The following is a 23,185-nucleotide window of genomic DNA, read 5'->3' on the forward strand; positions in this document are numbered from 1 at the left end:
CCAGCGCATTGGTTCCGATCGTCTCCTCGGCCAGACAGACCCCGTCCCGGATGCCGAGGCTTTCCAGCGCGGATTCGAACCGTGGGTCGCCGAACCAGCGGTACACCAGACGACAGTCACGGTCGACTAGCAACAGGCTGAACCCGGTGCCCGCGAGCCTCTCGGCCATGCGATCGAGAACCACCGAGGCGGCTTCGACCAGACGGCTGCTGGGATCGAATTCAGCCACCGGGAGATCGGCGAAACCGTCGAACTCGGGCGCTACGCCGCTGAGCTTCGAACGCCTCCACGACAGTTCGATTTCCGGTCGCGTCACCGACGCTCCGGTTCCGGGGTCGTGAATCGACGACACCTCACTCCTCGCGTCCTGCCCCGTGGCCGTCACAGACTCCGACACGAGATCGGATCCATGGCCGCCTCGCGTGGCACTGCCATGTGCGAACTCCAGAATACTCATCATGCGTGTTTCACATCACATCGACTGCTGGTCGGCTATTACTGCGTCCGCCACGGTCGCCCACCGCGCGGGCGCGAATGGCGAGGTCAAGAGCTTTTACGAAGATCAGGCGTTCCTCCTTCATTGCCTGCCCATCCATGGTGGGCGACGCCAGCCACAGTCGAGTGTTCAGAAGTTGGACATTCCGGGTGCACATCGCGCACGGCGACCTCGAGTCGCCGGCCGATGGTGCTCGGCCACGATGACCCACGCGGATCGCGCTCGAGGTCTCCCGACCTGGTCATGAAGCGGACGTCTCCGACGCCTTCGACATCGTCGGCAAGGACGGCATGGTCGCGATGGCCGGCCGAACTTTCGCCCGCGACATCGCCGCAACATTGTCCAAAAACTGAACAGCACCTGGGCGCCGCAGCGTCATAGCTTTGTTACCAGGCGATCGGACCGGCAATGGCGCCGAGTTTCCCGGCAATGGCGCCGGGAGCGTCAGGAGAATGACAGCCAGTCACCGAGGACATGCCGTATTCGGACACGGCGGCCACTCTCCTGACGCCCCGAACGCCCGACAATGCCCGCAAGACCCAGGAGCACGGATCGTGGCCAGCTGTGTCGCGTGACCACCGCACCTGACGCGCTGGACCCGCCGGTCGTGCACGACGCGACCACTAGCCGGTCCGGGCAGTTCACCGGAAGGAGAAGTGGTCCAGTTGCTGTATGCCGGAATGACCTCTCGCGCCCCCGACAGCGGCCGGTTTCCGCACAGACGCTGGATACCGGCAGCCGATACGAATCCGTTCACGCTCGACGATCTCCGCATCGCTGCTCGTGTCCTGGGATTTCCCGATGTGCGCACCCTCGTCGGCAGCCTCCTGGAGCTCAGCTCGCCACCAGAGGGCAGTACGGAATAGCGCACTCGTCGCACGATCAGACGCCGAGGGCCGCCGCGATGGGCTCGCCCGGCGCGGCGCCCGGTGGTATTGCGAAGATGGCGCTGCCGGTGTGTTGGATGAGGCCGTTGAGCCGGTCGGTGGCGGCAAGGGCGCGCTGGGCTCGGATGAATTGGTTCGGCGGGTTGTTCATGTAGGCGGCGAACAGCAGGCCCGCGTCGAGTTGATTGTGTCCGCCGTGGGTGTGGTCCGGGTCGGTGCCCGCTGGATGTTCATGCGGGGGTGTGGGTTCCGAGGCGCCCGCGAGCAGGACGCCGTAGTCGTAGGTGTAGCCGCGGCGCAGCATCGGGATGCCGTGAACGAGTCGCACGTGGGCGTCGGCGGGAATTTCCAGATCACCGTCCGTGGACCGGGCGTCCAGATCGATCGGGTCGAATTCGGTGCGCCCGCCGAGCGGGGCGCCGTCGTCGCGGCGGCGGCCGATGATGCGGTTCTGCTCGGCGATAGGCAGCTGGTCCCATTCGGCGGTCTTCATCCGAATCTTGCGGAACACCAGGTAGGTTCCGTCGTGAAACCAATCCGGCTCGTCAGGAGACGCGACCCAGACAGCGCGATCGAACTCCGGTGTTCCGGCGCGAGGGTTGGCCGTACCGTCCTTGTGCCCGAACATATTTCGTGGCGTTCCGGCGCCCGGTCGGCTGAGGAAGCCCTGCTGTGTCCACCGCATGCGTGCGAGACCTGGCATGCGTGCCCGGAAGGCGCGAAAGGTGTGGCTGACGATCTGTGGATCGTCGGCGCAGATCTGGACCAGCACGTCGCCGCCGCTCCATGCGGGCCGGAGAGCGTCTCCGGCGAATTCGGGCAGTGGATGCAGGTGTTCCGGTCGACGGTCCGCCAAACCGAACCGGCCGTCGAAGATGCTCGGGCCCAGACCGAACGTCACCGTCAGCCGTGCCGGATCGAGGCCGGTGGCGAAGTCAGTGTGCGCACTGAAACCCGGTGGCGTGCCGGGCTTTTCGGGAGCCGGGTCACCCGCGGCGAGTGCCGCCGCCGTGGTCGTCCATCCGGCGAGGAGATCCCGCAGCGCCGCGCGATCCGGCCGGGCGATGTCGCAGGCCAAAAACAGCGCATGCGACTGCGCCGGAGTCGCGATGCCCGCTTGCCTGGCCCCATGAAATGCCTCGGCATGGGAGCCGGCGGGCTCCGCGCCGATCATCCGGCCCGTCGCGACGCCGGCCGTCGCCGCACCGGCGGCGGCGAGCGCGGAACCGAAAAGGCCACGCCGCGACATCCGCCACGACGGATCATCTTTACTACGCTCGGTAGTAGATTCGCTCATACGCGCCTAGCGTAGTTGAGCCGCAAACGATCTTCAACCAGATTGAAGGTTGCGCGGCCTACCCGGATGGGCTGGCCGAGCCCGTGCGAGAGACTGAAGTGGTGACCACCGATAACGGCCGCCCCGGTCTCCCTGCGACCAGCGCATCGATCGTCGTGCTGATGCTGGCGCGGCGCGTGGAGGCCGAACTCGCGGCCGCGCTCGCGCCGCTGGATCTCACCGTCGCCAGGCTCGGTCTCCTCGGTCATATCGGCAGCGTGCCCGGGGTGTCGTTCAGCGATCTGGCACGGATGTCCGGCATCAGCGTGCAGGGCGTCCATACCGCGGTGAAGGCCCTCATCGGCGCCGGGCTGGTCCGGGATCGCACGGCGCGCGCGGGGTCCGCGTCGACCATCGAGCTCACCGGCAAGGGTTCCCGCCTGCTCCGGGACGCGCAGCAGGTGGTCTCCGAGGTCGACGAGCGCCTGTTCGGAGCGCAAGGGGATCCGATCCAGCGGACAATAGGCGCCGCAATTGCGCTCGCGTTCGCGGAGAATCCGATACCCGGCTCGTAATTCGCCGCTGCGCTGTCGACTCGGCTTCAGCGACGTGGTACCGCACTCCTCGGAAACGTCGGCCGGTGCGCCTTTCGCCGCCGATCCCGATCCGCCCGCCGAGGTCCGTCCGACCGCATCGTGCGGCCGACCGACCAGTACGTGGTCCTGTCATGGGATATCTTGTGCCACTTGGGATTTGTGGAACGATGCTCAGCAACCGGGTGGTCTGCGAGGGGGTCTGATGCGTTTCGCCGCGATGGTGTCAGCGATCGGCGCTGTGGGTTTCGGTGTCCTTTGCGCTTGCGGTGCACCGAATCCGGAGCCGCCGGACATTCCGCCCGCGAATACCGTGCAGGCCGGCACGTCGAGCGCGTCCGTGACTCCAGGTGAGCTACCCGCTGAGCCCACCTCGTCCGCCTATGTGACACGGGGGCTCGTTCCTCCGACCGCGGCGCCTCCGGCAGCACAGCAGAACGGGGGCGAGGGGGCGACCGGTCCGACTGTGCCACCAGCGAACTCGCAGCCTCCGCCGAGCAGTACGGTCTCCACTGTCATACCGACGACGCCACAGGTGAACCCCGGACCGAGCCGATCAGGTGCGGGCATCGAAAGTGGGACGCCCACCCCGACGCCGACCAAGACCGCGCCTCCGCCGACTTCCGCACCGGAGCCGCGCCGGTGATCACCACCGATCTCGGGCAGACCGGCCAAGCCGCTCGCGCCGACCAGCACTCGGATCTTCCGCACGGGCTCCGTCTCGTGTTGTCGGCCGCGGGTGCGATCACCTCGCAAGCGCTGGTCGTGACCGCGATGCTGTACTACTTCGGACAGGTGTACACGCGAACCTGGTTCGCGCACTTCGGGATCGACGTGGGCATGCTCGGCTATTCGATTCCCGACTACGTCGTGCGCAGCGTCAACGGCGCGTACTGGCCCGCCTTGCTGGCTCTGCTGGCCGCGGTGGCGCTCGCCGGGCTTCGCCCGATCCCGATACTCGTCGCGGTCAGAACGCGGCGACCACGACGCACGTTGCGCCGCTGGTTCCTGTTCGTCGTCATACTCGGGGCGGGCTTGCAGGCTGGAGTCGCCGTCGGGATCCTGCTTCGTGAGCGGTTGCCGGCGGCGATGAGTCACTATCTGCCGCTCATGCTGATCTCCGGCGCGGCATTGCTCGGCTACGCGATAGCGCTGCGGATGTGGTATCCCGTCCAACTCGGCCCCCGACGACGCCGACGCGATCGCACAACGGACCTGCCGTGGGTGACCGTGCTGGCGCTGCTGGCCATCGGCTTCCTCGGAGTCATGTGGTCGGTCGGCGGCTATGCCGCGGCACAGGCGAGCAAAGATGCCCGGACCGCCGAGACCACCCACTTCGCCGACCGCCCGCTGGTGCTGTTGTTCAGCGTCGACCGGCTCGCCATCGAAGGCGGCGCCTCCCGCGTCGACCCGATCACCGTGCCCGACGAGAAATTCCGCTACGTCTACAGCGGCCTGACGCTGCTGGTTCGGACACCCGATCGCTATTTCCTGATCCCCTATGACTGGAAAGCCAAGCGCGATCGCGTATTCATCATCAATACGAGCGACAACATTCGAATCGACATCGCCCGTCATCCTTGATCAGTTGTCATACGACGCGACGCCGACCGGTCCGACGCCAACGCACAGATCGAGCCCCGGGGTACCAGAAGCAATCCGGAGCGACGCGCCGCCGCCGACGATGCGGACGAACACCGTATTCGGCCCCTTCCGCACCGGGGCCGCAACAGCTTTCCCGTTCTCGAAGCCGACAGTTATCCGGCCGTCCTGGTTGGCGAAGTAGTTGAGCTGCGCGGTCCACTCGTGCTCGAACATAGGCCCGTCCAGGTGCAGACGGACCGGCGCGGCGCTGTCGATGCGGTACCCGCAGCCCGGCTGGGGACCGGGCAGGATGATTCGATTCCACCAAACCATTGCTTCGACGATCTCTCCGGTGTCCGTGATCATCCGCAGATGCGGTGTCGAGTCGGCGAAAGCGCCGGGGGCGGCGACGGGCGAGAGCACCTGACTGGTCAGGTTCTGGGGGTAGGCCAGCGGATTCAGCACATGCCACGGCACTTCCTGCTCGAGCAGTGGTGCACCGTCCCACCCGTTCAGCGCCGACTTCACGTTCGTGACATAGGTTCTGGTCGGGCCGACACGCCACGATCGCACGAAGGTATACGTGGTCCACAAACTGCTCACGAGGAACACCACCAGCGCGGCGACCACGACCCGGCGGCCCGGGAACCACGCGGATCCGCGTGATGGTTTCGGCCGGGCACGCGCCAGCAGCGCACCCGCGACAGCCAGCACCACCGCCAGGTCGGCGAAGTAGCGCAGGGACTGCATCAGTTCCGCCGCGGTATTCGGTCCGCTGCGGGCCAGCGCCACCGCTATCTGGACGACCAGAACGTAGGCCACGATCGCCAGCCAGACCGGAACCACCCGCAGCCGGGCGCGGACCGACCAGACCACCAGCCCGGCCAACGCGAGCCACGCCGCCACCACTGCCGAGGCCGGCGGATCCGCCCACGGTGTGGACGGTAGCCAGCGCTCCCAGACCCAAGGACCGCCGAACAATGCCGGAACAATGCCGGGCGAGGCCCCGCCCGGCAGCAGATCCCGCAGCTCGCGCAGGTCGTCGGGCACGGCTGGGCCGCCGACCACCGCGAGATAGCCGATCAGCCAGCAGGCCAGCACCGAGCCGGATCCGGCCCACAGTGCCGCACCGCGTCGCGTGACCACGCGAATCGGGGACTCGCCGCCGTCGACATAGCGAGCGAGGGCCACGGCCGCGAACGCGACGAACGGCACGATCACCGACTTCTCGAAGAACAGCAGCGCCACCGCGAACACCACGGTCCCTGAGATCGCGTACCGGCGCCGACCGCTCCGGACCAGCAGCGTCGCATCGCCGATCACCCAGGCGACGGCGAATTGCAGCGGCAGCGCGTTCAAGGCGGCCGACCACCACGCGAACGCAGGCAGCGTCAGCGGGCAGAACAGATAGAACACCAGGGGGGGCAGGATCGTCCACCGCACGCCCACCAGCACCACAAGCATCCGCAGTACCGCCACGGATGCCGCGAGCTGGAGTACCAGCACCACGGCCACCGGCCCAGCCCAGGCCAGCGGCGCCACCGCGGTCACCGCCCATGCGGTGGCGAAGGCCAGCGGCATGAAGTGCCCGTCATGGTTGTACAGCAGCAGATCCGCCGACCACAGCGGGAATCGGGCCGCTCGGCCGACCAGTATGAGATCGTCCCAATAGAAGTAGCCGCTGTCGGCTACCCACCAGCGGATCGCCAGCTGCGCCGCGATGAGACATCCGGCCGCCACGACCACCGGCCGCGCATCCCGAATCCTCCGAGCGAAGCGGAACGTCGCCGACGACGGCGGCCGAGGGACGCGCACAGGCTCCGGCACGGCGAGCGCGGCAGTGTCCATGCCATCCCACGGTAGCGCCGGTCGGCTCCGGAACCCATTTCCCACTCGCCGCGGTGTTTCCCCGCGACCGTCCAGACCGCGACCGGTCCTGGACCTCTCAACATCCTGTTCTGCGGCAGCACGCGTATCGAGCGCCCGCGGTCTCGTTGGCCGGGCAACGTGCGCCTGCGCGGGACGGCGGTCCGCGGTTGACGCGCTCAGCTAGGCGTGGCGACGACGTACGCCGATGGCGCACCTCTCCGACCGCGTGCCCGAACTCAGTGACCGACGACGCCGCTCAGTTCGTTCGGCGTGCCGGGCAACGTGACGGTCGCGGTTTTCGCTCCGGTCGCCAGATCGATCCGGTGCACCTGCTTGGTGGCGGGATCCGAGACGTACGCCGTGCCGCCGCGGACGAACAACGCGGGTCGCGGTTTCTGCCATTGCAGCGGTTCCTGCCAAGGAGCGGTGACCGGAATGGTGCGCACAACGGCGCCCGCGACCGGATCGATCACGTGGATACGGCCGTCCGTGCCCAGGACGAGGGCCTCGTCGCGCGGTCCGCGGCCCAGCGAGCGGAAGGTGTAGCTGGTGCCGAGATCGACCAGGCGCAGCGTGCCCGTGACCGTGTCGATCAGCGAGATCTGCTGTGTCCGTTCGAGTTCGGCGTCTTTGTCGCGCTTGTAGTCGCCGAGGACGATGGGGGAGGTCGCGCTGCCCGCCTGGTTGCCGATCCGGCCGTATTCGGTGGGACTGGTCACTTTGCCGATCGCGCCGTTGCGGTAGACGAGCACACCGTTCTGGCAGCCGATCACGACGGCCTCGCCCGCGGCGGTCGCCTCACCGTGCACTCCTGGGCAGTCCTCGTTGCGCGCCTTCTCGGTGCGGTTCTTGTCGAGAACCGCGATCCCGGTCCGTTTTTCCTCGGTGCCGAGCGTGACGACCAGTTCACCGTTGGCGAGTTCGATCGCGACGCCGTGGTGCGGAGCGGCGGCGCGGTAAGTGGAGGTCTTCGGTGTGCCCTCGGCGAGATCGGCGGAGTCGAACACGACGACTTCGCCGGTCCCGTCGCTGAACAGCACGGTCCGCCCGGCATGGCGCACCACATGGCCCGGCTCGGGACCGGGGAACCGCGCACCGGTGAATTCGGCGGCGGTAGCGTCGAAAACGCGGAAACCGTCTTTGGTGGAGACGATCAGGTGACGATCGTCGCCTGCCGGGTTGAGCCGGTTGAAGCCGTCGAGGTCGACGGTGCCCGCGAGCTCCAGAGTTGTTCCGTCGAGCACGTAGACGCCGCTGTCATGGGTGAGCGCGATCGGATCGGCAATGTGTTTTCGCGGAGCGTTCTGGTCTGCCTGGGTGTCGGCGCCGCAACCGGCGACGGTGAGAACGGCGGCCAGCAAACCGGCCAAGCCCGCCGATTTCGTGGTTCGTGATCGTAGCTGCATGGGTTTTCTTCTCCTTGGTCGGTCGCTAACCGGCGGTGAGCCCGCGGACGATGGCCTCGGTGTTGGCGCGCATCATGTCCAGGTAGGTGCCCGCGCCGCCGCCCGGTTCGGTGAGCGACTCCGAGTACAGCGGGATCACCTGCACGTGCAGGCCGGCCTGTTCGGCGAGCACCCTGGCCAAGCGATCGGGTTGCGAGGAATCGGCGAAGATCGCGCCGACCCCGGCGGCGCGGATCGTCCCGGCGAGCGCGGCCAGATCCGACGGGCTCGGCGAGGCGAGCGTGGTGCCGCCCGGAATCACGGCGCCGACCACGGCGAAGCCGAATCGCTCTGCGAGGTAACCGAAGACGTGGTGGTTGGTGACCAACTTGCGTCGCTCGGCGGGAATCGTGGCGAACCGATCGGTCATCCAGCGGTCGAGCCGATCGAGTTCGGCGAGGTAGCGGTCGGCCCCCGCGCGGATCGCGGCGGCGTCGACACCGTCGGCGTTCGCGATGATCCGATCACGGACGACCTCGACGGCCTTGCGCACGCGACGCGGGTCGGTCCAGAAGTGCGGGTCCGGCCTGCCCTGCGCGTCGTCGGCGGAGTAGCTGATCGGATCGATCTCCGTGCCGACCGAAACGGCCGCGACACCGGACTGCTCGGCCGCCTCGACATTGCGCAGCACGTTCTCCTCGAGGCCGAGACCGTTGTAGACGATCAGGCTCGCGCGTTCGAGCTGGGCGGCCTGCTGGGCGGATATCGCGAAGAAGTGCGGGTCCGCGTTCGGCGGCATCAGGACGGTGACCTCGACCGCGTCGCCGGCGATGGCGCGCGTGAGGTCGCCGAGAATATTGGTGGTGACGATGATTCCGCCGCGGTCGGCGCCGGAATTCAGGCATGCGGTCGGCGCGAGCAGCGCCGCGGCGACCAGTGCGCACATCCGGATCGCGCGCTTCATCGGCCGGCCTCCACCATCACCGTCGGGCTGATGTCGAGGGGAAATGTTCGTGCGCCGCGGAGGTTGTCCGCGTAGTCGATCTCGTGGATCACCTTTGCCACAGGATCGTTGACATAGGCGCGGTGGTCGTCGACGAGGATCACCGGTGCTTCCGCACCGGCGGCTACCGGTGCGGTCAGCGGCCGCGCCGGGGTGGACTCGCGCCCGGACGCCGGGTCGTAACCATGCAGCAGGCCGTCCTCGGTGAGAGTCAGCACCGCGGTGCCCTCCCCCGCCGTGTTCACCGCGACCACCGGACCCGTCTCCAGCAAGGTCCACGTCGTGCGCCTGATGTCGAGCATCCAGGCGCCCCGCCGTCCCGCCCGCGCCACCAGCGTCGCGCTGCTGGGACGATGGAAGAACTCCACCGCACGGTCGCCGTCCGCGACAGCGTGCGGATACGGGATCTTCGCACCCGTGAACACCGCGTTTCGCGCCGTCACCACCAATGCCCCATCGGCGCAACCGAAGACGACGCCACGCCGCGTCACCGCCGAGCCGCGCGGGTCCGGGCACCGCTCCGCGATGACCGCGGCCGGTGCGCCGTCCCGGGTGCGGACCTCGATGGCTCCCCGCGCAGGGACAGCGACGAGCAAGTGCTCGGCGTAGGGCACGGCTACCCCGTCCTCGATCGCGCCGCGTTCGTGCAGCGAGCCGGTGCCGAGCGCGGGCCGGTCGAGCAGAGTCGTGCCACCCGTTTCGAAAGCGACTGCCGTGACACTGCCGTCGCCGTGCACGGCCGAGACCGCACCACCGGTGAACGCACCGAGATTCCGCGCAGCCGCCCGGTAATAGTGCACATGGTCGCCGTGGTCGACCGTCCACGCGCCAGCGTCGACGGTACGCACCCCGCCACGGCCGGACAGGAAGGCGAAACGGCCGTCGCCGCCGATACCGTCGACACCTTCGGTCCGGCCGAGGTCGATGACGCCCCCGGTGATGAGATCGACAACCCGCACGGCACCGGTCCCTCTGTCGGCCACCACAAGACGCGGCTGCGCTTCCGCGGTCTCCTCGGCACCCTCGACATAGCCGTGCGGCGTCGCCGCCACCGGTTGGGACGGCCCGCTCGCGCCGCAGCCGAGCAGCGGCGCGATCGCCGCGACGATCAGCGACAGTGCCAGCGGTTTCGACGTCGGACCGGTCGAGCGAACTCGATCACGCAACCAGGCCGACAGCGCGGAGAGGAAGAACAAAGCGACGGCGGTCGCGGCGATCGTCGCGCCCGCGGCGGTGCCCGCGTGCCACGAAATCACCAGTCCGGCAACCGTGGCCACCGCACCGAGCACCGCGGCGGTGAGCATGATCGACCGGATGCGATGCGCCCAGTAGACCGCGGCCGCGGGCGGCGCGATGAGCAGGCCGAAGACCAGCAGCGTGCCGACGATATGGAACGACGCGACGATCGCCAGGGTCACCAGGCCGATCAGCGCCACATGCGCAACACGGGGTCGCAGCCCGAGAGTGTGCCCTTTGCGCGGATCGAAGGTGAGCGCGACGAACGCCCGGTGGCCCAGTACCGAAACCACGGCCGCGAGAACCACCGCGGCCGCCAGGTACCACAGATCCCGTTCCCGGACGGCCAGCACGTCACCGAAGAGGAATCCGGTCAGGTCGACCGCGAACGACGGCGAACGCGACACGACGATCACACCCACCGACAGCATCCCGACGAACAGCAGCCCGATGCCCGTGTCGGGCGCGAATCTGGTGCCGCGGCCCAGGACGGAGACTCCGACCGCCATCGCCGCCGCGCTGAATGCCGCACCCAGCAACAGGTTTCCGCCCAGCAGGGCCGCTATCGCGACACCCGGCAGCATTCCGTGCGCCATCGCGTCGCTCAGAAAAGCCATGCCGCGCACCACGACCCACGTTCCCGAGATGGCGCACAGGCACGACACGAGCAGCCCGCCGCACAAGGCCCGCTGAACGAAGGAAACCTCGAACGGGGCGACCAACCACTCCATGACGCAGCACCCTACAATGATAACGATTATCATTTCAACTAGTGATGGGGGTCGCGATGCCGCCGCCAGATATCCGTATCGCCGAGTTGTCGGCCGGATACCGGGGACATCAGGTGCTGCACGAGCTCAGCGTCACGATTCCGGGCGGACAGGTGACCGCCCTCGCCGGGCCGAACGGGTCCGGCAAATCCACCCTGCTCGGCGTCCTCGCCGGTGTCATCACACCCACCGCGGGAACGCTCAGCCTGGGACACGCCCGACCGGCATTCGTCGTGCAACAGAGCAGCGTCCCCGCGACCCTGCCGATCACGGTCCACGAAACCGTCGCCATGGGCCGCTGGGCGCATCGCGGCGCGTGGCGCCGCCTCACCCGGCGGGACCGGACGATCGTGCGGGAATACCTCGGCCGCATGGACATCGCCGACCTTGCCGACCGCCGATTGGACACCCTCTCCGGCGGCCAGCGCCAGCGCGCGCTGCTCGCCCAGGCACTCGCTCAGGAATCCGGCTTACTCCTGCTCGACGAACCGACGACCGGTCTGGATACCCTTGCCCAACAGGAGATTTCCGAGGCGATCCGCCGAGTCGGCGACCAAGGCGTCACGGTCGTGCACGCCACACACAGCCGCGAGGACGCATTGCGCGCCGATCACTGCCTTCTTATACGCGACGGACGGATCGCCGCTCAGGGAGACCCGCACACCGTCCTGCACGGCGAGCGAACCGCCGAACCGGCGTGAATCGCCGCGCCCAAAGAGCGCCACGTCTCGACGGTCTCGCGACAGCAGCCGACCGCTCTACACGCAGATGCACACCGAACTAGCGGGGCACTCCGGGCATTCCAGCGAAGAGAATCCGAAAGACGCTGGGAGCGTCGAGCACGACCGCGGCTGACGGAACATAAGGAGCGCCTTCGTTGGTGTCGGTGACGGCATAGCCGGCGTGGCTGCCGGGCACGCGGTCGAGGATCCCTTCGCAGTGTGGGCCGCCGGTGGCGTTCACCTTCGGCAGGTCGCCGGGGTAGGTATAGGGCCGAGCGCCGTACATGAAACTGGCGTTGAAGATGGCGCCCGGCACGGTTCCGCCGATGATGGCTTCGGCCGCGGGCAGCGCCTTCGCGATGCCGACGACCACGCAGTACAGCACGGGCGAATACCGGTCGAGCAGGGCGCTGGTCGGTCGCAGGAGTTCCACCGCCGCGCCGAGACCGTGCTCGTTCTCGGCGAGCGCGGCCCCGGCGGTGTCGGCGAACCCGATCAGCTCGAGCAGCAGGGCATCCATGTCTTGCGCACCGGTGGTGATCGTCTCGCTCGGCACGGTCGCGTTGTCCACGGTGCGCAACAGATCGGGAGCAGTGTCGGCGTACAGCCCGGCGACATCTCGGGCAGCGGACAGGTCTCGTCGGAGCGCGGGCAGGCTCGGATTGAGCTGCCGCAGATAGTCATCGGCGCGGGCGAGGAAATCGCCGAACTGATCGCCGCGACCGTGCAGCGCGGTGCCCAGCCCGGTCAGCGTGGCGTTGAGCTTGCCGGGTTCGACCGCGGCGAGGATGGCGCTCAGTCGCTGGAACAGCGTGTTGTACTCGACGGTGACGGCGTCGGCGCGGATCGTCGCGCCCGGTCGCATCGGCGTCGGCGACGGCATGCCCGGCACGACGAAGGTGACGTACTTCGCGCCGAACACCGTGGTGGAGCGGATGTCCACCGTCGCGTTGGCGGGCACCAGCCGCAGCAACTCGGGATCGAGCTCGAGCCGCAGGCGTACGTGGTCGTCGCGATATTCCACCGCGCTCACCCGTCCGAGTTCCACCCCTCGCATCCGGACCTTCGCATCGGGATCGAGAACCAGCCCCGAGCGGGGCGCCTCGACGGTAACCGTCGCGGTGGACCGGAACCGCCCCGCGTACATCGAGACGGCGAGCACGATGACCGCGGTGACCAGCAGAATCATCACCGCCCCCGCGAATTTCAACCGAATCGCTCGCCACACGACCAGCACTGCCCGGTTGCGGGAATCTCGCTTCGGATGCACCGATCACCTCTTACCGCGGGCTGTGTGGCGAGGCACGCCACCAGCCCTGACCCGGGTGACGGCGGCGGGTCGGTCCCCTTGCCCGGCACTTCTCAATCGTAGTACTGTCCAGACACGTGTCCATGATAGGTCTCGGGCACCGATCCCGGGGAAGGATTTCCACATGACGCTGGTGACACCACGGCGGGTATCCGGAGGCGACCACGAGCACGGCCATCTAGAGGAGTTCCGCGTCGATCCGATCGGGCTGATGCGCCGGGTCCGCGAAGAGTGCGGTGACGTCGGGTCATTCGAGCTGGCGGGTCGGCAGGTCATCCTGCTGTCCGGCGCGGAGGCCAACGAATTCTTCTTCCGTTCCGGCGACGAGGACCTCGATCAGGCCGCCGCCTATCCGTTCATGAAGCCCATCTTCGGCGACGGCGTCGTCTTCGACGCCAGCCCGGAACGCCGCAAGGAGATGCTGCACAACCAGGCATTGCGCGCGGAGCACATGCGCGGCCACGCCGCGACCATCGCCCGCGAGGTCGAGCGGATGCTGGCGCGCTGGGGCGACGAAGGGGAGATCGACCTGCTCGACTTCTTCGCCGAGCTGACCATCTACACCTCCTCGGCCTGCCTGATCGGCGTGAAGTTCCGCGACGAACTCGACGACCGCTTCGCCCGCCTCTACCACGATCTCGAACGCGGCACCGACGCATTGGCTTACGTCGACCCGTACGCCCCGATCGAGAGCTTCCGGCGCCGCGACCAGGCGCGCGCCGAGTTGGTGGAACTGGTCCAGGCGATCATGGACCGCAGGGCCGCGAACCCGCCCGCGGGCAAGGACGACCGGGACATGCTCGACGTGCTCATCTCGATCCCGGGCGACGACGGCCGGCCGCGGTTCAGCGCCAGCGAGATCACCGGCATCTTCATCTCCATGATGTTCGCCGGCCACCACACCACCTCCGGCACGGCGGCCTGGACGATCATCGAACTGCTGCGCCACCCCGAGATATCGCGGCAGGTCGTCGGCGAACTCGACGAGCTCTACGCCGACGGCTCCGAGATCAGCTTCGGCGCGCTGCGCCGAATCCCCCGGCTCGAAGCGGTTCTCAAGGAAACACTGCGCCTGCACCCGCCGTTGATCATCCTCATGCGCGTGGCACGAGGCGAGTTCGATGTCCGCGGTCATCGCATCGCCCCCGGTGACCACGTGGCCGCCACCCCGGCCATCTCGAATCGGATTCCGGAGGACTTTCCCGATCCGGACGCCTTCGATCCCGGCCGCTACATCGACCCCAACCAGGCGGACATCGTCAACCGCTGGACCTGGATTCCGTTCGGCGCGGGCCGCCACCGCTGCGTCGGGGCCGCGTTCGCGCTCATGCAATTGCAGGCGATCTTCTCCCTTCTCTTGCGCGACTGGGAGTTCGAGATGACCCAGCCACCGGACCGCTACCGCAACGACCACTCCAAGATGGTGGTGCAGCTCGTGCAGCCATGCACCGTCCGTTACCGGCGGCGCAAGTCCGGCACAGCGTGAGCGGCCCGTGCTCCCCGCCTCCGGACGGCGGTGAGCACGGCACCCGAGTGGGCTACTGGATGTCTCGGCGGATGCTCGTTCCACCACACCGGCGCAGCGCGGTGAAGGTCGGCATCATGGCCGCGGCGTGGATCAGGGCCACCCCGTCGGGCATGGCGTCCACGGAATGCTCGAAGAGGTCGGCGAAATCGTTGGCCATGTCATTCCATCTCTGGGCGGAGCTGTCCCGCGACGGTGAGCGGAAGGGGTATCCCCCGGTCGGTGAAGGCGAACGCGGCGCCGGTGCTGAACCGGGTCAGCGCGACCTCCGTCGCCTCCCGGAACGGTTTCGCACCGAGCGAGACTTCGGCGGTCCAGCCCTGGTCGGTGGCGGCGACGGCCTCGGCGCTGAAGCGTGGATTCACGCCACGCACCAGTGCGTTCAGCGGGCCGAGGTGGTGTGGGCCGAGCAGTGACGGCCAAGTTCCGTCGGTGTGGGCGCCGCTGGTCGCCGGAAACGTCAGCCGGACGCGGCTGTCGGCTTCCTCCACCTCGATTCCCGTATAGCACAGTGGATTCAGAGCGGGATGCAGGCGCAGTACCGTCGCCAGCGCGCCGGTGTCATCGGCGAGGCCGAGGCAGTCGCGCATGCGCTCACTGGTGAGCCCGGCGATCCCGGCGAACTGTTTGCGCCCGATCTCCAGCGCCGCGGGGGCGTCCAATCGTGCGCGCACCGCGATCAGGAACCCGAGGGTCAACAGGTGGTGTTGCAGGCAGACCTCTTCGGCGATGCGCACCAGCGCCGAGCGGGAGAAGTCGGCGAAGCGCACATCGCTGAGCAACGGCCCCGAATAGTCCGGGCGCCCTTCGTCAGCGCGGTCGATCGCGGACAGCTCGAGCCCCGCCGCCACCGACCCGGCGACGAGTTCGGCGTTGGGCGGCACCGGCGGTGGCACATGCGCGGGATCGATGCGGACGGTCCACGCGCACATCGGTTTCCGATCGGCTGGTCGACGCGGCGGCCGGTGGATCGGCCGGACCCGAGCGTGCGGATTGGTGGCCAGGGCCGTCGCGTCGAACGTCGGGTCCTCGATGTCGTGGCACATCGACACGACGAACTCCTCGCCCATCGGCTCCACGTCGGCGAGCGCGCCGCAGTGGTCGAGCCAGAACTCGCCATGGTGGCGATCGTCGACCCGGAACCGGAAATCCATGAACTGCGGTGGCGCGCCGATGTCCAGTTGCAGCCCTTTGAAGATGGTCTCCACGCCGTCGCCGGTGAAGCCGAGTGCGCGCTGCATGCGGCGGGTGTAGACCGGGCTGGCCGCCTGCCACTCCTCGATCGCGACCGCGGTCATGCCCTCCCGGCCGAACGCGGCGATGGAGTGCGCCATGCCCGAGCGGTCGATGAGGTGCCCGCACAGGAGCAGTTCGGGAACGAGCGCGGCCAGGGTCGTCCGATCCAGGTCGGCGAATCGGCTGTGCGGTGCGGCCACAGCGGTCACCACAGCGAGACGGGCGATTCGCCGGCCCGATACCACCCGGGCAGCGGTCGGCCTGAGACCGAGCGCTCGATGCGCCGCTGCATGCCCGGCGTGAGCGCCTGGTTCGTGATCATCTCCAGGAACAGCGCGGAGACATTGCCGAAGTCGAAGAAGTCACGCTGCCAGGACCATTGGAAGTCGCCGCCGTAGCGGAACCAGCTGCCGCCGATGCCCTCGGGCGAGTAGTTGCGCCCGTCCGGGCGTTCGGCCGCGCTGATCTGTTTCCAGAAACCGATGACGCTGCCGGTGCGTTCGTCGACGACGAACTCCTGGTACGGGTAGGTCCAGCCCTCCAGCCCGGCCATCTCCTGGCCGAGGGCGAGCTCGCGGATCTCGTCGCGGCCGACAGCCATGAACTCCTGGGTGGGACCGTAGTTCCACCCGTAGGTGGCGTCCTCGGTGTACATCTGCGCGAGCGGCTTCCAGTCACCCTTTTCCTCGCAGCGCTGATTCTCCACGATCCAGCGCTGGATCATTTCGTCGAGTTCGGCGCGTTCGAAACCTGGCATCAGTCGAACCTTTCGGGCCGGGGCGGTCTCGCCGTCGCCGGCGATCGACAAGCCTTGGTGCGGGCCGTGATCACCGGGGTGACGCTCCCGAGAGACACCTAGCTGGACATGTGTCTGGACGGTACCATCGTCCGTTTTGCCGGACAATCCCCGAACAGCCGATCATCTGCCACATCGCGCGCCGCCGCGGACCGGCGGCGCCCGGCGCGTCGCGACGGGTCGGCAACCGCGCTCGCCCATGATGTTCAGCGTTCATCGGCGCGGTGGCGCCGCCCGGCGCCGTGCGCCGCAATCGATCGACTCGACCGAGGATGGGAGAGCGTGTGGGGAAAATGGGTAGGCGGAAGCGGTCCAGGCTGATCACCAGCGGGATCCTGCGCGAAAAGCAGCAAGCGAGAGAACCCGGTGATCCGGCGAAACTCACGCCGGAACTCGCGGACGTCGCCGAGGTCGTCGCCGCGCGGGACCTCGACGCTCTCGCGACGCGCGTGCGTGCGCGGCGCCGCGAGATGAAGTGGACCCAGGCGGACGTGGCGGGCAACGGCGGCCCGGCGGCCAAAGTGGTCAGCGAGATCGAGCGGTCCCGCAATCCGCAGCCCAGCGCCGAGGTGCTGGACAAACTGGACGCAGGGCTCGGCTGGCCGCCGGGCACCAGTGCGACGATCCTGCACGACGGCGTGGCGGGCGAACTGGCCGCGGCACACTGATCAGCGGTTCGAAACTCGGCCGGTCGGAGCGTCTTTCGCGCTCCGACCGGCCGCGCCGTAATGCTGCTCCACGACCCCCCGGCGACTGCTCTCGCGCACCGGAATGCGCGAGCCGGGCCGCGTGGGACGCAGAATCGCCGCTACAGCGGCGCGGTTGTCGTGTTCGAGCGTCCGACCCGTTCGTCGTTGATCAAGTGGTAGGCGCGCCCCAAGTCGTCCAGCACCCGCTCCCATCGAAGCTCCGCCTCGTAGCCGCGCGGGTTGTGGCTGAGCAGCAGCAGGGCCTCGGCCGCGTCCGTCGAACGCGCGGCGGCGTCCAGCAGCACCGGAACCGGCTCCACGGTGCTGCCCGCCGCCAGTGCGCCGATGCGGTCGTGCAGCCAGTGCGCGTCGAAACGCGCCTGTTCCGTGGGATTCTCGCCGTCCACCGGACGGGTGCTCACCGCGGCGGCGCGGGCGGCCTCCTCCTCGTCCATGGTCGTGGTGACGACCTGCCGCAGTTCGCTGCTCGCGACGCGGTGTAGCAAACCGACCAAAAGGACACGCTCCGCGTTCGGACCGCGCAGACCGGTGTCTCCCAGCCGCGCGCCCACTTCGTCCGGGTTGATCCGGAGAATCGACAGAACCGCTCGTAACTGCGCAATCGTTACCACTTCGTCCGCCCCTCCTCGTCGTTGCGGGCCCCACCATCACATCTGGACGACAGCCTGCCAAACCCGCCGCAGGTTAACTATCCGGTAGCGATCTTTTGATCCGGCGTGTCTCCGATCACGTCTCTGACCACAGCCCGGTCCGGGTTCAGGCGACACCGGACCGTCCCGCGATTATCGTCCTCTGGCCGGCTCTGCGGTCCAGGTCACCGTGATCCGCAGGATAACCGGCGAGAGAGTTGGGTACTCCATCCACTATGAGAGCGATACCGGCGCGGGTCACTGGGGACGCGACCATGCCCGCAGTGCGCGATTCCGAGCACGGCGGTGCGATCGCGAACACGAAATGGCGTCGCATCAGGGAGGTGATCGCCACTCGCACCGTCGCCGACGCCACGCGGGAAGTGTCGATCGAGGTCGGCAAACCACAGATGGCGCCGGGAGACACCGGCGTGGTGTGCGGATTCCGCATCCAGGGCATCGGTGAGCGCTGGGCGCACGGGGCCGATTCCATCGCGGCGCTGTACCGCGCGTTTCAGGAGATCGCCGACGAGCTGCGACAGGCCAACGATCGGGGCGCGCACTTCGACGTGACCGAGCCGTCCGATCCGAGATTCCCTGCCACCCCGGCCCGCCCGTCGCGCGCCGCCGCGACGGCCGCGCACGAACCGCAGGCCCTCATCGCCGCGCGCACGCTGCGCGATGCCGACAGCTCGCTCTCGATCATCATCGGCAGGCCCTACCTGGCGGCCGACCGGCGTAACCATCTGTGCCGGTTCCACATCAGCGAGCAGGGCGCCTCGGTGGCCAGCGGCGTGGACGAAATCCAGGCACTGTACAGCGCGATCCACTTGATCAGCGAGCGCCTCGAGCTGCCCGCCGATTGGCCGGTGAGCCGCTTGTCCTGAGGCTCGCGCGGATCAATCACGGAAAACCGCCCAGCCGGTCCGGATTCGGCATCGAATCATCGGTTGGTGGATTGTCGTTCGACCGGCGCAGTTCCCCTCCGGCGCCATGAGCACCTGCGGCACGCCGTCGCCGACACTCCCCGTGCCGAACCGGACCGTGGCGACGCCGCGGCGACGCCAGGAGGGAACTGCCCATGGAATTCATCTCGCCGCTGGACGCCTTGTTCCTCATCGCGGAATCACGCGAGCACCCGATGCACGTCGGCACACTGCAGATCTTCGATCCGATGGACAGCACGGGACCGGAGTTCGCCCGGCGCGCGTACGCGACGCTGGCGGCCGAGGAGAACTTCCATCCCACCTTCCGCAAGCGCCCGGCGCGGCTGTTCGGTACACCGCAGCTGGCATGGGCGGTGGAGCGCACCATCGAACTCGACTACCACCTGCAGCGGTGGGCGTTACCCGACACCGGTGGCCAGGACCCGCTGGTGGAGATGACCGCCGGACTGCACAGCACCCTGCTGGACCGCCACCGGCCGCTGTGGGAATTACATCTGATCGAAGGGCTCGCAGGCGACCGCGTCGCGATGTACGCGAAGATGCACCACGCCCTCATGGACGGCGTCGCCGCCCAGCGCCTGCTGCAGCGCACGCTGACCAGCGACCCCGACTCCCGCGAAGCGCCTGCGCCCTGGCATCTGCCGCCTTCGGACCGACGCCGGGAGAACCCGTCCCGGCCGCGCACGCTCGGTGGGGCGGCGCGGGCGATGTTCGCCGCGGCGGGCTCGGCACCCGCCGTCTTGCGCCTTGCCCGCACCGCACTGGTGGAGCAGCAATTGACGCTGCCGTTCGCCGCGCCGCGCACTCTGTTCAACGTCCCGATCGGCGGGGCACGCCGCTGCGCCGTGCGCTCCTGGCCGCTGGATCGCCTCCGCCAGGTCAAGAAGATGACCGGCACGACCCTCAACGACGTGGTGCTGGCCATGGCCGCGGGAGCGCTGCGCGCCTATCTGATCGCCCATCACGCCCTGCCGGACAAACCGCTGGTCGCGATGGTGCCGGTCTCGCTGCGCCCGGAGTCCGACGACGGCCACACCGGCGGCAACGCGGTGGCGGCGCTGCTGTGCGGTCTCGCCACCGATCTGGCCGATCCGGCGCGGCGGCTCGCGGCGATCAGCTCGTCGATGCGCCGCAGCAAAGAGATCTATCGCGAGCTGTCCCCCGTGCAGGCGGTCTCGCTGTCGGCGCTGACGCTGAGCCCGCTCGCGCTGGCCCTGCTCGTTCCCGCCACGACCGCGCTGACCAACCCGCCGTTCAACATCGTCATCTCCAACGTTCCCGGGCCGCGCGAACCCCGGTACTGGAACGGCGCCCGCCTCGATGCCGGCTACCCGCTGTCCATCCCGCTCGACGGCCAGGCGGTGAACATCACGCTCACCAGTAACGCCGACAGCCTCGACATCGGCATCGTCGCCTGCCGCCGCAGCGTGCCGGACGTGGCCACGCTGCTCGACCACCTCGAGACGGCGCTGTCCGCTCTGGAAGACACCGTCTACTGACTGCCAGGCGCGCCACGGTCGGCCGAGGGCCCGCCCGCCGCTCGACTCACCGGCTGCCCTTTTCCGCGTTCAGGTAGAGCCTGCCGTGCCGAGCCCGTTGATCGAGGGCGGCAGCTGCTGTGGCGTCGCGCCGGGACGGGCCAGCAGGCGCTTGAGGATCTTGCCGGTGTCGCCGCGCGGGAGTGCGGCGAGGAACGTGACTTCACGTGGCACGGAGAAGCGGCTCAAGCGATTTCGGATATAGGTGCGAACCATGTCGGAATCGAGCCCGGCTCCCTCCCGTTTGACCACGAAAGCCACCAGCCGCTGGCCGAATTCGTGGTCCGGCACCCCGACCACCGCGACGTCGCTGACCTGCGGCAGGTGCGCGAGCGCCTCTTCCACCGGGCGCGGGAAGACGTTCTCGCCGCCGGAGATGATCATTTCGTCGTCGCGGCCCGCGATGAACAACCGTCCCGTGGCGTCGAGGTAGCCGAGATCGCCGGTGTCGAGCATGCCGTGCGCCTCGTCCGGCGGCGCCGCGTTGACGTAGCCGTCGAACAGCATGTGGTTGCCGACGAAGATGTGCCCGGTGGCGCCGATCGGCAACCTGCGGTGGTCCGGCCCGAGCACGGCGATCTTGGTGCCCAGTGGCGGGCGGCCCGCCGTGGTCGGCGAGGTGTGCAGATCCTCCGGGGTGGCGACGGTCGCCCAGGAGACCTCGGTGGAGCCGTAGACGTTGTACAGGACATCGCCGTAGGCGTCCATGAATCGCTCGACGGTCGCACCCGCGAGCGGTGCGCCGCAGCTGATCACGTGGCGCAGGCTGGAGGTGTCATATCGTGCGCGCACGTGCGCGGGCAGATCGAGGATGCGCTGCACCATCGTCGGCACCACGATCATCGTGTTGACCTGGTGTTCGGCGATGCGGCGCAGGCAGTCCTCCGCGTCGAACCGTTCCGCGAGCACCACGGTCGCGCGCAACGCGGTGCTCAGTTGCAGCCCGGCCAGCCCCCAGGTGTGAAACAGCGGAGCCGGAATCAGCATGGTCTCGTTCATCTGCATCGGGATGCGCGACAGCAGCGCCGCGATGGACCCGAAGCCCTTCGGATGCGGCCTGCGCGCGCCCTTCGGCGTTCCGCTGGTCCCGGAGGTGAGCACGATCAGCCGTCCGGGCTGCGCCGGTGTGCGAAAAGTGCGGTGGCCCTGCGCCACCAGATCGTTCACGGTGACCCGGTCGGACGCCGGGGGCCGCTCGTCGGTGTTGTAGCGCGGGATGTCGGCGTGCAGGTATTGCACCAACTGTTCGAGGTCACCGTCGACGAACAGCGCCGACAGCCGGTCGCGCTGCACGATCTCCTCGATGGTGCGACCGGCCAGCCCCGAGTTGAGCAGTGCCACGTCCACGCCGAGTTTGCCTGCGGCGACCATGCATTCGACCATGCCGGCGTGGTTGCGCGAGAGCAGTCCGATGGCGTCGCCCGGCCCGAGCTCGACTGCGGCCATCGCCGCGGCGAGCGCGTTGGTCCGCTGATGCATGTCGGCGAAGGACCGGCTGCCGCGGTCGTCGATGATCGCGGTCCGTTCCGGATCGAACGCCGCGCCCGCCGCGTACCCACCGGCCAGGTTGAACCCCCACTTCGCCAGCGAGCGCAACTGTTTGATGCTGCGATCCAGACGAGCGGGCAGCACTACGACGCCGGAGGCCACCATCTGCCGTGCGACGCCGGCGTTCCGCCGGATCGGCGAGTCCTCCCCGTTGACGATCAGCGACGTCCGCGCGCCCTTGGCGACATCGGCCACCCGGCGCAGTCCGCTCTTGGTCCAGTCCGCGATCGCCACGTTGGACAACTCCGCGACGCGCGGGTGCACCCGGCTCGGCGCGAAGTAGGTGACCGTGACCTTGGTGCGCTCCTCGTCGCCGTGCAGGCGCACCGACGCGAAGCTGCCCAGTGCCGCGTACTGCATCTCGAAGCTCTCGTACCAGCGACCCACGCTCAGCCGGATCTGATGCGTGCGGATACCGGTCTCGTGGGTGCCGACACGCATCTGCCACACGACATTGCCGTCGGCCGATTGGATCTGCTCACACGCGCCGATACCGGGGAACATGCGCGGATACGTCTGCGGTTCGAGCAGCAGATCCCAGATGGCTTTGCGGGCGATCGCGAACTCGGCGACTACATCGATGACATCGGTAACCAACTTGGCGCACTTCTCGTCGGCCGGTTCGAAAAACTTCGGGTTGGCGGGTAGCTCCTTTGTAACGTCAGTCACACGAGAGGTCAAGTATCTCGGGCATTATCGCTACTACCAGCAAAACGCACGAAAACTCCTGTGATTGCCAGGCATTCACCTGCTCCTGGGACCGTACCCAATCCAGTGGGGCGGCGGCTGTGAATTCGCCCAATGATCGCCGGAATCCAGGTGCCCCCGGACCGGCGCTCCTAACGTCGCAGGCGCCTGCTCGGCAGGACAATACGCTGGCTGGAGAGGTGATGGACCACGACCCGACCCGACGACTCGCGCACTCCCGCGCCGAGGAGATCCTCGATTTCTTCGGCAAATGCCGTGCGTGCGGCTACCCCGCTTACGCGGAGACCACGACGCTGCGCTACGACAACGGCGACATGGAGACCAAGGTGATCGCCAGCTGCGCGCTGCCGTGCGGCTGGACGGGCGAAGTGTCGTCCACGCCGATGACCGACTCCGGCGCCCGCCCCCGCACGTGACC

At 68.3% G+C, this 23,185-nt stretch carries 19 protein-coding genes and 1 pseudogene; 8 read left to right on the forward strand and 12 right to left on the reverse strand.

Annotated features, from left to right (window positions below; translation table 11 throughout):
• Both IU459_RS33195 and IU459_RS33200 read right to left on the reverse strand, forming a co-directional pair.
• A pseudogene (locus IU459_RS33195) lies at positions 1-316 on the reverse strand (hypothetical protein); the annotation flags it as partial.
• A 1,062-nt stretch (positions 317-1,378) separates the two neighbouring features.
• Positions 1,379-2,680 carry a Dyp-type peroxidase gene (locus IU459_RS33200; protein WP_195133552.1) on the reverse strand — a complete coding sequence of 434 codons (1,302 nt, stop codon included), beginning with the start codon at positions 2,678-2,680 and terminating at the stop codon, positions 1,379-1,381.
• Between the two features lie 101 nt (positions 2,681-2,781).
• Between IU459_RS33200 and IU459_RS33205 the strand changes: the two genes are divergently transcribed.
• Both IU459_RS33205 and IU459_RS33210 read left to right on the forward strand, forming a co-directional pair.
• The gene (locus IU459_RS33205) at positions 2,782-3,234 is read left to right on the forward strand and encodes a MarR family winged helix-turn-helix transcriptional regulator (protein WP_195133553.1); all 453 of its coding nucleotides are present in this window, start codon (positions 2,782-2,784) and stop codon (positions 3,232-3,234) included.
• Positions 3,235-3,894: 660 nt separating this feature from the next.
• The gene (locus IU459_RS33210) at positions 3,895-4,836 is read left to right on the forward strand and encodes a hypothetical protein (protein WP_195133554.1); all 942 of its coding nucleotides are present in this window, start codon (positions 3,895-3,897) and stop codon (positions 4,834-4,836) included.
• Here the strand turns inward: IU459_RS33210 and IU459_RS33215 are convergent, their stop codons facing one another.
• From IU459_RS33215 to aztB, 4 genes are all read right to left on the reverse strand, one after another.
• Positions 4,837-6,684, reverse strand: a complete 1,848-nt coding sequence (locus IU459_RS33215; RefSeq protein WP_228838862.1) for a hypothetical protein — start codon at positions 6,682-6,684, stop codon at positions 4,837-4,839.
• A gap of 257 nt (positions 6,685-6,941) precedes the next feature.
• On the reverse strand, positions 6,942-8,111 hold the full coding sequence (gene aztD / locus IU459_RS33220) for a zinc metallochaperone AztD (RefSeq protein ID WP_195133555.1): 1,170 nt from the start codon (positions 8,109-8,111) through the stop codon (positions 6,942-6,944).
• A gap of 25 nt (positions 8,112-8,136) precedes the next feature.
• On the reverse strand, positions 8,137-9,054 hold the full coding sequence (aztC, locus tag IU459_RS33225; protein WP_195133556.1) for a zinc ABC transporter substrate-binding protein AztC: 918 nt from the start codon (positions 9,052-9,054) through the stop codon (positions 8,137-8,139).
• Complete coding sequence (gene aztB / locus IU459_RS33230) at positions 9,051-11,060, reverse strand: zinc ABC transporter permease AztB (RefSeq protein ID WP_195133557.1); 2,010 nt, start codon at positions 11,058-11,060, stop codon at positions 9,051-9,053. Before aztB ends, aztC begins: the two co-directional genes overlap by 4 nt.
• Positions 11,061-11,116: 56 nt before the next feature.
• Between aztB and aztA the strand changes: the two genes are divergently transcribed.
• Positions 11,117-11,800: a zinc ABC transporter ATP-binding protein AztA gene (aztA, locus tag IU459_RS33235; protein WP_195133558.1), complete on the forward strand. Its 684-nt coding sequence runs from the start codon at positions 11,117-11,119 to the stop codon at positions 11,798-11,800.
• Between the two features lie 79 nt (positions 11,801-11,879).
• On the opposite strand, the gene IU459_RS33240 is transcribed toward aztA, so the two are convergent.
• Positions 11,880-13,010, reverse strand: a complete 1,131-nt coding sequence (locus tag IU459_RS33240) for an MCE family protein (RefSeq protein WP_195133587.1) — start codon at positions 13,008-13,010, stop codon at positions 11,880-11,882.
• A gap of 244 nt (positions 13,011-13,254) precedes the next feature.
• Here IU459_RS33240 and IU459_RS33245 point away from each other — a divergent pair, with 244 nt between their 5' ends.
• Positions 13,255-14,616 carry a cytochrome P450 gene (locus tag IU459_RS33245; protein ID WP_195133559.1) on the forward strand — a complete coding sequence of 454 codons (1,362 nt, stop codon included), beginning with the start codon at positions 13,255-13,257 and terminating at the stop codon, positions 14,614-14,616.
• 52 nt (positions 14,617-14,668) lie between these two features.
• On the opposite strand, the gene IU459_RS33250 is transcribed toward IU459_RS33245, so the two are convergent.
• From IU459_RS33250 to IU459_RS33260, 3 genes are read right to left on the reverse strand one after another with little or no spacing between them, the layout of a single operon-like run.
• Positions 14,669-14,815 (reverse strand): hypothetical protein, encoded by a 147-nt coding sequence (locus tag IU459_RS33250; RefSeq protein WP_195133560.1) that lies wholly within the window; start codon positions 14,813-14,815, stop codon positions 14,669-14,671.
• A 1-nt stretch (position 14,816) separates the two neighbouring features.
• Positions 14,817-16,091 carry a hypothetical protein gene (locus IU459_RS33255; RefSeq protein ID WP_195133561.1) on the reverse strand — a complete coding sequence of 425 codons (1,275 nt, stop codon included), beginning with the start codon at positions 16,089-16,091 and terminating at the stop codon, positions 14,817-14,819.
• A 5-nt stretch (positions 16,092-16,096) separates the two neighbouring features.
• Positions 16,097-16,648 (reverse strand): nuclear transport factor 2 family protein, encoded by a 552-nt coding sequence (locus IU459_RS33260; RefSeq protein WP_195133562.1) that lies wholly within the window; start codon positions 16,646-16,648, stop codon positions 16,097-16,099.
• Positions 16,649-16,980: 332 nt separating this feature from the next.
• On the opposite strand from IU459_RS33260, the gene IU459_RS33265 reads away from it, so the two are divergent.
• On the forward strand, positions 16,981-17,355 hold the full coding sequence (locus IU459_RS33265; protein ID WP_195133563.1) for a helix-turn-helix domain-containing protein: 375 nt from the start codon (positions 16,981-16,983) through the stop codon (positions 17,353-17,355).
• Between the two features lie 140 nt (positions 17,356-17,495).
• Here the strand turns inward: IU459_RS33265 and IU459_RS33270 are convergent, their stop codons facing one another.
• A complete protein-coding gene (locus tag IU459_RS33270) occupies positions 17,496-18,008 on the reverse strand; it encodes a hypothetical protein (protein WP_195133564.1) in 513 nt (170 codons plus the stop codon).
• 293 nt (positions 18,009-18,301) lie between these two features.
• Between IU459_RS33270 and IU459_RS33275 the strand changes: the two genes are divergently transcribed.
• Together IU459_RS33275 and IU459_RS33280 are read left to right on the forward strand one after the other, a co-directional pair.
• Complete coding sequence (locus IU459_RS33275; RefSeq protein ID WP_195133565.1) at positions 18,302-18,913, forward strand: DUF6968 family protein; 612 nt, start codon at positions 18,302-18,304, stop codon at positions 18,911-18,913.
• 194 nt (positions 18,914-19,107) lie between these two features.
• On the forward strand, positions 19,108-20,472 hold the full coding sequence (locus tag IU459_RS33280) for a WS/DGAT/MGAT family O-acyltransferase (protein ID WP_195133566.1): 1,365 nt from the start codon (positions 19,108-19,110) through the stop codon (positions 20,470-20,472).
• Between the two features lie 69 nt (positions 20,473-20,541).
• Here IU459_RS33280 and IU459_RS33285 read toward each other — a convergent pair whose 3' ends face one another.
• Positions 20,542-22,656 carry an AMP-binding protein gene (locus IU459_RS33285; protein WP_440446553.1) on the reverse strand — a complete coding sequence of 705 codons (2,115 nt, stop codon included), beginning with the start codon at positions 22,654-22,656 and terminating at the stop codon, positions 20,542-20,544.
• Positions 22,657-22,949: 293 nt separating this feature from the next.
• Between IU459_RS33285 and IU459_RS33290 the strand changes: the two genes are divergently transcribed.
• Entirely contained in the window at positions 22,950-23,183 is a 234-nt protein-coding gene (locus tag IU459_RS33290; protein ID WP_195133567.1) for a hypothetical protein, read from the forward strand.
• The last annotated feature ends 2 nt before the right edge of the window (positions 23,184-23,185 follow it).

The sequence above is a fragment of the Nocardia amamiensis genome (genome assembly GCF_015477605.1).
In the GTDB taxonomy this organism is placed as follows: domain Bacteria; phylum Actinomycetota; class Actinomycetes; order Mycobacteriales; family Mycobacteriaceae; genus Nocardia; species Nocardia amamiensis_A.